General features: G+C 27.0%; 14 protein-coding genes. 11 read left to right on the top strand and 3 right to left on the bottom strand.

The window, feature by feature from the left end:
• Positions 1-55 precede the first annotated feature (55 nt).
• Both WC168_RS08630 and WC168_RS08625 read left to right on the top strand, forming a co-directional pair.
• Positions 56-598, top strand: coding sequence for a nucleotidyl transferase AbiEii/AbiGii toxin family protein (locus WC168_RS08630; RefSeq protein ID WP_372618691.1), 543 nt, complete (start codon positions 56-58; stop codon positions 596-598).
• A 30-nt stretch (positions 599-628) separates the two neighbouring features.
• Positions 629-772 (top strand): hypothetical protein, encoded by a 144-nt coding sequence (locus WC168_RS08625; protein ID WP_372618689.1) that lies wholly within the window; start codon positions 629-631, stop codon positions 770-772.
• Positions 773-789: 17 nt separating this feature from the next.
• On the opposite strand, the gene WC168_RS08620 is transcribed toward WC168_RS08625, so the two are convergent.
• Positions 790-1,449 (bottom strand): response regulator transcription factor, encoded by a 660-nt coding sequence (locus tag WC168_RS08620; RefSeq protein WP_066353959.1) that lies wholly within the window; start codon positions 1,447-1,449, stop codon positions 790-792.
• Between the two features lie 155 nt (positions 1,450-1,604).
• Between WC168_RS08620 and WC168_RS08615 the strand changes: the two genes are divergently transcribed.
• Positions 1,605-1,829, top strand: a complete 225-nt coding sequence (locus WC168_RS08615) for a hypothetical protein (RefSeq protein ID WP_319994870.1) — start codon at positions 1,605-1,607, stop codon at positions 1,827-1,829.
• Positions 1,830-1,848: 19 nt separating this feature from the next.
• Here WC168_RS08615 and WC168_RS08610 read toward each other — a convergent pair whose 3' ends face one another.
• Positions 1,849-2,931: an ATP-binding protein gene (locus WC168_RS08610; RefSeq protein WP_372618687.1), complete on the bottom strand. Its 1,083-nt coding sequence runs from the start codon at positions 2,929-2,931 to the stop codon at positions 1,849-1,851.
• Between the two features lie 89 nt (positions 2,932-3,020).
• Here WC168_RS08610 and WC168_RS08605 point away from each other — a divergent pair, with 89 nt between their 5' ends.
• On the top strand, positions 3,021-3,236 hold the full coding sequence (locus WC168_RS08605; protein WP_066355045.1) for a hypothetical protein: 216 nt from the start codon (positions 3,021-3,023) through the stop codon (positions 3,234-3,236).
• Positions 3,229-3,528 (top strand): type II toxin-antitoxin system RelE/ParE family toxin, encoded by a 300-nt coding sequence (locus WC168_RS08600; protein WP_372618684.1) that lies wholly within the window; start codon positions 3,229-3,231, stop codon positions 3,526-3,528. Before WC168_RS08605 ends, WC168_RS08600 begins: the two co-directional genes overlap by 8 nt.
• Before the next feature lie 27 nt (positions 3,529-3,555).
• Here the strand turns inward: WC168_RS08600 and hemB are convergent, their stop codons facing one another.
• Positions 3,556-4,533: a porphobilinogen synthase gene (gene hemB / locus WC168_RS08595; protein ID WP_372618693.1), complete on the bottom strand. Its 978-nt coding sequence runs from the start codon at positions 4,531-4,533 to the stop codon at positions 3,556-3,558.
• Positions 4,534-4,592: 59 nt separating this feature from the next.
• On the opposite strand from hemB, the gene ribA reads away from it, so the two are divergent.
• From ribA to glyS, 6 genes are read left to right on the top strand one after another with little or no spacing between them, the layout of a single operon-like run.
• Positions 4,593-5,168 carry a GTP cyclohydrolase II gene (gene ribA / locus WC168_RS08590; RefSeq protein ID WP_066161212.1) on the top strand — a complete coding sequence of 192 codons (576 nt, stop codon included), beginning with the start codon at positions 4,593-4,595 and terminating at the stop codon, positions 5,166-5,168.
• Positions 5,165-5,746 carry a 16S rRNA (guanine(527)-N(7))-methyltransferase RsmG gene (gene rsmG, locus WC168_RS08585; RefSeq protein WP_319079865.1) on the top strand — a complete coding sequence of 194 codons (582 nt, stop codon included), beginning with the start codon at positions 5,165-5,167 and terminating at the stop codon, positions 5,744-5,746. The genes ribA and rsmG overlap by 4 nt, the downstream gene beginning before the upstream one ends.
• A 3-nt stretch (positions 5,747-5,749) precedes the next feature.
• Complete coding sequence (locus tag WC168_RS08580) at positions 5,750-5,956, top strand: PP0621 family protein (protein ID WP_066407900.1); 207 nt, start codon at positions 5,750-5,752, stop codon at positions 5,954-5,956.
• Between the two features lie 2 nt (positions 5,957-5,958).
• Positions 5,959-6,339: a hypothetical protein gene (locus WC168_RS08575; protein ID WP_066351184.1), complete on the top strand. Its 381-nt coding sequence runs from the start codon at positions 5,959-5,961 to the stop codon at positions 6,337-6,339.
• Positions 6,336-6,494, top strand: coding sequence for a hypothetical protein (locus tag WC168_RS08570; protein WP_164703574.1), 159 nt, complete (start codon positions 6,336-6,338; stop codon positions 6,492-6,494). The genes WC168_RS08575 and WC168_RS08570 overlap by 4 nt, the downstream gene beginning before the upstream one ends.
• Positions 6,487-8,502, top strand: a complete 2,016-nt coding sequence (gene glyS, locus WC168_RS08565; protein ID WP_372618681.1) for a glycine--tRNA ligase subunit beta — start codon at positions 6,487-6,489, stop codon at positions 8,500-8,502. The genes WC168_RS08570 and glyS overlap by 8 nt, the downstream gene beginning before the upstream one ends.
• Positions 8,503-8,515: the final 13 nt, after the last annotated feature.

Genomic DNA, 8,515 nt, shown 5'->3' with positions numbered 1-8,515 from the left:
AAGAGGATTTACGCATAGATTATCAAGATCTTTTGAAGCTTGATAGTAAGCTTTTTTGGTATATAGCTATGGGATATGGCTCAAAAGTTTTACTCTGTGTATCAAGTATTTTAAAAAGGATTCAAAACAACTCAAAATAAAATTTGAAGTGGATACAAATCCACCTGTTGATTTTAAAGAAGAGGAAAAACTTCATCTTGTACCTATGCCATTTCAGATACGAACTATGAGTATCTCTTCACTATATGCAGGAAAGATGCATGCAGTGTTATGTAGAGGGTGGCAAAGTCGTCCAAAGGGTCGAGATTGGTATGATTTGGTTTGGTATGTGAAAAATGGCTATGAGCTTGATATGACTCATCTTGAGGCAAGATTAAAGCAAAGCTGTAAAGCTTTTGAAGATAATATAGGTGACATTTCAGAAAAAAAAGTGTTGGAGTTATTGAATAAAAGAATAGAAGAGTTAGATATCAAAATGGCAAAAGATGATGTGAGCAGGTTTATATACGACCAAAGAGAACTTGAACTTTGGAGCAAAGAGTTTTTTAAAGCTATTGCTTCTATGATAAAGTTTAATGTATTTACAATAAAATATTAAAAATAGTACAATAAAAAAGATGAGACTCTTGTGCCTTGCACTCTCTTTGAGAAAGTCTCATTTCCACAAAAAGCAAAAGAGATTTTAGGGTGGGAAGCAAAACATAATTTAGAAGATATGTGTAAATCTAGCTGGAATTGGCAAAGTAAAAATCCAAAAGGGTATGGAAAATAGTGAAGAATATATGAATATTAAAATAACACCATATATCCACAAGAAGAGACATTTTCTATAAGCTCTTTTGAGGTTTTGGCTCTTAATCTTTTAATAAAAGTTCTAAGCCTCTCATCACTTACAATCTCATTTTCCCAAAGAGTTTTTTTAATATCAAAAGTAGTTACATATGAGTTTTTATTTTCAATCAAAAGAGCCAAAAACTGCCTCTCTCTTTTTGTAAGATTTACCAAAATATCATTTTGATACAAAGATAAATTGTTGAAATCAAAGACAAAATTATCTTTTAATTTTATAGATTTGTTTTTATTAATCTTTTTTGATAACTCTTTTAAATACTCAATAAACTCTTCAATATCAAAAGGCTTTATAAAATATTTTGAAATTCCCAAATCAATAGCTTCCAAAAGCATCTCTTTGTGACTATGAGCACTTAAAATCACAATAGGAGTTTCACTATTTTTCTCTTTTATTTTTTTACTCATCTCTAAGCCATTTAAGTTTGGCATCATAATATCACTTATTATAATATCAGGTTTGAAGCTATCAAATTTTTTTATAGCCTCTAAGCCATCTTTTGCAATTACAACTTTAAAAAATAGCTCTTTTATTGAAGATTTTATCAAATTTGCTAAATCTATCTCATCTTCCACAATCAAAACTTTTAGATTTTTCATATTTCAAACTTTATTGGAAATTTTAGTACTCTACTTGATTTTTTTATTGTTTTTTTGTAGTTATTCATTTTGGAAGTATATCAATAGTTCTATAAATATATAAATTGAAATAGATATTAAAATAGTGTATAATCTTAAAAAATAAAGGAGATTTTATGCAAGCAATTTTTCATACGAATTTAGATGAATTAAATTTAAGTTTCATAAAAAATTTAAAAAAACAGTTTCAAAATGCTAAGGTAGATATTGTAATAAAACAAATGGATGAAACAGACTATCTAAATTCTTCTAAAAAAAATAAAGAGTATCTTGAAGAAGCCATAAAAGAAGTAAATGATTCAAAATTAATTACAAAAACTATTGAAAAAATTAGGTTTTAGCCTAAAACTTTTAGATTTTTCATACTTCAAACTTTATTGGAAATTTTAGTTCAAATTTTGAACCATTTTGGGTATTTGTGTGAGAAATTTCACCTTCAAAACTATTTTCTATAATAATTTTAGATATAAACAATCCAAGACCAGTTCCGCTACTTTGGTGTTTTGTAGTAAAATATGGCTCATACATTTTATCTTTTATCTCATCATTTATTCCAAGAGCATTATCAACTATTTCAAGATATATAAAATCATCTTTTTTATATGTTTTTATAAACAATTCTCTATTTTTAATACCATTTTGTACAAAAGCATCTTTGGCATTTGAAAGTATATTTAGTAAAACTTGAGTTAGCTCATTTTTTACTCCAAAAATCTCTAAATCTTTTGTAATATCAAATTTGATATCTATTTTCTCATCTTTAAAAATTTCATTTAAAATCTTCAAAGCCTCATTTATAGAGATGTTTAATAAAAAAATCTCTTTTTGTTTTTGTGGAGAAAAGAAGTTTGTAAAATCTTCAATAGTATTTGACATACCTAAGATTAGGTTTTTTGAGTTGCTATAAAAATCTTCAAACTCTTTTTTGTTTTGCTTTTCAAAAGATTTTTTTAGATTATATAAACTTAGATTTAATTGAGTTAAAGGTTGTCTCCATTGGTGAGCAATATTTGCCAACATTTGCCCTAAGCTTGCCATTCTTGATTGCAAAAAAAGAATTTTTTGCCTCTCTTCAAGCTCTTTTTGAAGCATTACTTCATTTGTAATATCATATCTTATAGCTACAAACTCTACAATATTTTCCTCTTTTTCATCTAATATAGGAATAATAGTTGTATTTAAATATATATCCTTTTTATCTTTTGATAGATTTTTAACGGTAGCTTTATATACTTTTTTATCTAAAATTGTCTCCCAAAGAGCTTGAAAATTCTCTTTTGGTGTATCTGGATGCCTTACAATATTGTGATTTTTACCAATAAGCTCATCTTTTGTAAAACCAAAAAGTTTACAAAACTCATCATTTACAAAAGTTATGATTCCATTTATATCTGTTTTTGATACTATATTTGAGTTTTCTATTGCTTTTTGGTAGTTATTCATTTTGGAAGTATATCAATAGTTATATAAATATAAAAATTGAAATAGATATTAAAATAGTGTATAATCTTCAAATTTTAAAGGAGTAATTTATGAAAATTATAAAATTACAAATTGCAGATAATGTTTTTGAAAAAGTTTTTTATTTTTTAAATAATCTTCCAAAAGATGAAGTTATGATAGTGGAAAATAGTGAAGTTGAAGATTGGTCATTTTTAGAAAAAGAGATTCAAAAAGGTTTAGATTCTGGAATTTCTAATAAAACTCATGAAGATATTATAAAAAATTTAAAACAAAAATATGCATAAAATTCTATATTCTAATCAAGCTTATATAGATTTAGAAGAAGCTATCTCTTATATATCAATAGAGAGTAGCAGAAATGCTTTTGAGTATTTATCAAGATATGAAAATAAAATTGAACTTCTAAAATTAAATCCTAATATGGGAAATGATTGTAAAAATAAAAATATTAAAAAATCTTGTAAGATTTTAGTTCATGAAAGTCATATTATAGTTTATAAAGTTATAAAAAGTAAAAAAGAGATATTTATAATTAGAATTTTTCATGCTTCAGCAAATTATAAAAATAAATTGTAGGTTAAACCCACAATTTAAATAAGTTTATTATCTATTTTTATTCAAAATCTCACAAACCTCTTTTGCATGATATGAGATAATTATATTTGCTCCAGCTCGCTTAAATGCAATCATAGTCTCCATCATAACTCTTTCATAATCAATTAGTCCTGCAAGTCCTGCATGTTTTAACATAGCATACTCACCACTTACATTATAAACACAAAGTGGAAGTTTTGTCTCATTTCTAATATCTCTTACAATATCCAAAAATGCTAAAGCTGGTTTTACCATTAAAATATCTGCACCTTCTTTCTCATCTTCAAGTGATTCACTAATAGCTTCAAGTCTATTTGCCACATTCATTTGATATGTTCTTCTATCACCAAAGCTTGGAGTTGATTCAGCTACATCTCTAAATGGTCCATAATATCCACTTGCAAATTTTGTTGAATAAGCCATAATTGGTAGATCTTTAAAACCATTTTCATCTAAAGCACTTCTAAGTGTCGTAATAATTCCATCCATCATTCCAGATGGTGCAATCATATCAGCTCCTGCTCTTGCGTGCACAAGTGCTTGAAGGGCTGATATTTCAAGAGTTTTATCATTGTGAACACTTTGTGTTTTTGGATCAAGTATTCCACAATGCCCATGATCTGTATATTCACAAAAACATAAATCTGTAACTACAAACATATTTGGATATTTCTCTTTTATTGCTCTTATAGTTCGTGCAATGATACTCTCATCACATAAACACTCACTTCCAACTGAATCTTTTGTATCTGGAATAGCAAAAAGAATAATAGAGTTCAAACCTATTTTTTGTAAATATTCACACTCTTTTAAAATCTCATCAATACTCATTTGAAATACACCTGGCATTGAAGAAACTTCAGTTTTAATACCTTTTCCTTCTCTTACAAACAGTGGATATATAAAATCATCTTTACAAATTGTTGTCTCTTGAACTAAATTTCTTAAAGTCTCATTTAATCTTAATCTTCTAAATCGTTTAAACATAATATTTACCTCTTTTGGATATAATCTTGCGATTTTAACAGTTAAAGGTTTAAATACAAATGAATATAATTGAATCAAATATAGCAAACCTTCCTACAAAATATGGAAATTTTAGAATAAAAGCATACAAAGATGGACATCAAGAGCATTTAGCAATAATGAGTTTAGATTTTGAAACTTTAGAAACTCCATTTGTAAGAATTCACTCAGAGTGCCTTACAGGCGATACTTTGGGAAGTTTAAAGTGTGATTGCCAAAACCAACTAGATCTATCTTTAAAATTTATTGCAAAAAATGGTGGATTGGTAATTTATCACAGACAAGAGGGCAGAAATATAGGTCTTGTAAATAAAGTAAATGCTTATGCACTGCAAGATAAAGGAAGAAATACAATTGAGGCAAATGTTGAGTTAGGCTTCAAAGAGGATGAGAGGGATTATAGAGTTGTTGGATATATTTTTGAAAATTTAGGAATAAAAAAACTAAAATTAATCACAAACAACCCAGTAAAACTAAAATATGTTGAGTCTTTGGGAGTTGAGATTGTTGAGAGAATTCCAGCAATTATAAAATCAAATAAATACAACGAACTATATTTATCTACAAAAAAAGAGAAGATGGGACATCTAATTTGAGTTTAAAATCTTTACTTGAAACAAATAGTCTAATCTACGAAGATAGCTTTTATAAAGATATTGAAACTTTTGTGCAGCTTTTAAAAAAGTGGGGCAGGGTTCATAATCTTAGTGGAAATTTAGATGATCAAACTATTTATGAAAATATCTTAGACTCTTTATACCCTTTGAACTTTATAGAAGATTTTAAAAGTTTTGCAGATATTGGAACAGGAGCTGGATATCCAGGTCTTATAATTGCAATTGCAAAAAAAGATAAAGAGGCATATTTGATTGAGCCAAGAGCAAAAAGAGTTGCTTTTTTAAATATAATAAAAGCTACTTTAGGTCTTAAAAATTTAACAATCTTACAAAAAAGAGTTGAAGAGCTTGAAGATTTAAAAGTTGATTTAATAACAAGTAGAGCTGTTACAAATACAAATTTACTTTTAAATCTAACACAAAATATAAAAAAAGAGTCTAGCTCCTATCTTTTTTATAAAGGAAGTATGCTAGAAAATGAGCTAAAAGAGGCAAAAATAAAAAACTATAAAGTAGTTTGCAAAGATGATAGAAACTATTTGTACATAAAGGAATAAAAGATGATTTATAAAATAATATTTGTTGCACTAGTGCTTTTTTTAATATATTTAATATTTTTTAAAAAGAGTAGAAAAAAAGATCAAAGCTTAATTAGTGATGAGATGGTTGAATGCCCAACTTGTAGCACTTTTGTATCTTCAAAAGAGGCTATTTTGTCAAATGGAAAGTTTTATTGCTCAAAAGAGTGTTTAAATAAAAGAGGTTAATTATGAAGATAATTGGTGATAGTTTAGTTCCTTTTGAAGAGTTTTTTATAATCTCTTCTATTGAAGATATAAAAAATACAGCTTCCAATTCACTACTTTTTTTTGATTTTGATGAAGAGCTTTTAAAATATTGCAAAAAGCAAAATTTGAACTTTTTTGTATCTATAAAAACAATAAAAGAGGGGATTTATGCAAATAGTTTTAATGCAAAATATGCTGTTTGTACTCAAGATTTAGCAAAAAAGATGCAAAAAATAGCAGATAACTATATGTTTGATACAAAAATTCTAGCTTTGATTGATACAAGTGATGAGCTTGAAGATATTGCAAATGAAGAGATTGATGGAGCTATTTATAGTGAAGTTTTGAAGGATAAAAATTGAAAGAGATATTAGATTTTGTAGTTTTAACTCTTTTTATTTTTATGCTTGCAATGTTTGTGATAAATTTCAACAGACAACAGATAAAAAAATATACAGATAAACTTGATGAAATAGAGAAAAATAAAAACCAAGATAAGGAAAAAAACGATGCTTAAACCACTTTTGATTGAGATTGGAGTTGAAGAGTTACCAGCTATTCCATTTTTACAAGAGCTTCCAAATATTGAAAAAAAATGGCAATCTATTTTAGAAAAAAATAGTTTACTTTGCAATTTTGATCTTTTTTACACTCCAAGAAGATTAGTTTTATGGCATAGAGAGTTTAAGGTAAAACAAGATGATATAGAGGCTGAAAATATAGGTGCTCCAAAAGCTATAGCTTTTAAAGATGGCTCTTTTTCAAAAGCAGCACAAAGTTTTGCTCAAAAATGTGGTGTAAGTGTAGATGAGTTAGAGTTTAAAGATTTTGGAAAAGGTGAAGTTTTATACTACAAACAACAAATCAAAGGTTTAGAGTCAAAAGAGCTTTTAAACTCTATGATAAATGAGTTTATATCAAGCCTTAATTTTGGTAAATCTATGCGTTGGGGAAGCAGAAGTGATAGCTTTATAAGACCAATTAGATTTTTAAGCGTTATGCTTGAAAATGAGATTATTCCTGCACAACTTTTTGGAGTTGATTCTTCAAATATATCTTATGGTCATAGAATGCAATCTTATGAGCCATTTGTTTTTAATGATGTTGGTGATTATTTTTGTAAACTTGATAAATATGGTGTTATTTTATATCAAGATGAAAGAAGAGAGAAGATTCTTAAGCAGTTAAAAGAGATTGAGATTAAACACAATATTCAAATTGAGCTTGATATGGAACTTTTAGATGAAGTTGTTGCAATTACAGAGTATCCAACAGCTTTGATTGGTAAATTTGATGAGGAGTTTTTAACTCTTCCACCTGAAGTTATTGTTACATCTATGAAGGCAAATCAAAGATATTTTGCAGTTTATAAAGATGGAAAACTTACAAACAGTTTTATAGTTGTTTCAAATGCTCTCACAGATGATTTTGGATATATAATTGCTGGAAATGAGAAGGTTTTAAGACCTAGACTTGCAGATGCAATGTTTTTTTATAAAAATGATATTAAAAATGGTTTATCAAATGAAGGGTTAAAAAAACTTGTTTTTGTTGAGGGTTTAGGAACTGTTTATGATAAATGTGAAAGAGAAGCAAAAATAGCATCTTATTTAGCAAATAAACTAGGTGTAAATGAAGTTGAACTAATTCAAAAAGCAGTAATGCTTTCAAAAGCTGATTTAATGAGTGAGATGGTTTATGAGTTTACAGAACTTCAAGGACTTATGGGTTACTACTACTCAAAAATTGAAAAAAATGATGAAAAAATTAGTTTAGCATTAAAAGAGCAATATCTTCCAACTGGTGAAAATAGTGAGCTTCCAAGCTCTATTTTCTCTTCAATAGTTGCAATGTCAAATAAGATTGATAATCTTATGGCACTATTTAGTGTTGGAAAAATTCCAACAGGTTCAAAAGATCCATTTGCTCTAAGACGAGCAGCTTTTGGAATAGTAAGAATTGCTATTGAGCATAAACTTGATATTGATTTTAAAACTATAGTAGAAGATTTAAAAGTAAACTATAAAAATCTTGATACAAAAGTTTTATTAGATTTCTTTAATGATAGACTATTTAAAATTTTTGATGTAAATCCAACTGTTTTAAAAGCAGTTTTAGCTAGTAAAGAGTCAAATATATATAAAATTTTCCAAAAAGTAGAGGCTTTAAATCCAATAGTAGAAAGTGATAGTTTTAAAGAGTATAGTACTACATTTAAAAGAGTTGCAAATATTGTTAAAGATGTTGATTTAAATAGTAACTTAAATGTAGATGAGAGACTTTTTGAGCAAGATGAAGAAAAAACTCTTTTTGCAAATTATTCAAAAATCAAAGATAAAAAATTTGATAGTTTTGAAGAAGAGCTTGATGCACTTTTCTCACTAAAATCAAATCTTGATAACTTTTTTGAAAAAGTTTTTGTAAATCATGAAGATGAAAAAATCAAAACAAATAGAAAAAATTTAATATCACAAGTATATTTAGGATTTAGAAATATAGCTGATATTAAAGAGATTACAATATAATATTAAAAGCTTA

Source organism: Aliarcobacter sp. (assembly GCF_041672065.1).
In the GTDB taxonomy this organism is placed as follows: Bacteria; Campylobacterota; Campylobacteria; order Campylobacterales; family Arcobacteraceae; genus Aliarcobacter; species Aliarcobacter skirrowii.
The sequence above is the reverse complement of the archived record's forward strand: the minus strand, read 5'-3'. Positions and strand labels throughout refer to the sequence as shown.

Coding starts and splice junctions, on each gene's coding strand:
- WC168_RS08620 (WP_066353959.1), bottom strand. CDS start 1,449: ATGAAAAATCTAAAAGTTTTGATTGTGGAAGATGAGATAGATTTAGCA.
- WC168_RS08615 (WP_319994870.1), top strand. CDS start 1,605: ATGCAAGCAATTTTTCATACGAATTTAGATGAATTAAATTTAAGTTTC.
- WC168_RS08610 (WP_372618687.1), bottom strand. CDS start 2,931: ATGAATAACTACCAAAAAGCAATAGAAAACTCAAATATAGTATCAAAA.
- WC168_RS08605 (WP_066355045.1), top strand. CDS start 3,021: ATGAAAATTATAAAATTACAAATTGCAGATAATGTTTTTGAAAAAGTT.
- WC168_RS08600 (WP_372618684.1), top strand. CDS start 3,229: ATGCATAAAATTCTATATTCTAATCAAGCTTATATAGATTTAGAAGAA.
- hemB (WP_372618693.1), bottom strand. CDS start 4,533: ATGTTTAAACGATTTAGAAGATTAAGATTAAATGAGACTTTAAGAAAT.
- ribA (WP_066161212.1), top strand. CDS start 4,593: ATGAATATAATTGAATCAAATATAGCAAACCTTCCTACAAAATATGGA.
- WC168_RS08580 (WP_066407900.1), top strand. CDS start 5,750: ATGATTTATAAAATAATATTTGTTGCACTAGTGCTTTTTTTAATATAT.
- WC168_RS08575 (WP_066351184.1), top strand. CDS start 5,959: ATGAAGATAATTGGTGATAGTTTAGTTCCTTTTGAAGAGTTTTTTATA.
- glyS (WP_372618681.1), top strand. CDS start 6,487: ATGCTTAAACCACTTTTGATTGAGATTGGAGTTGAAGAGTTACCAGCT.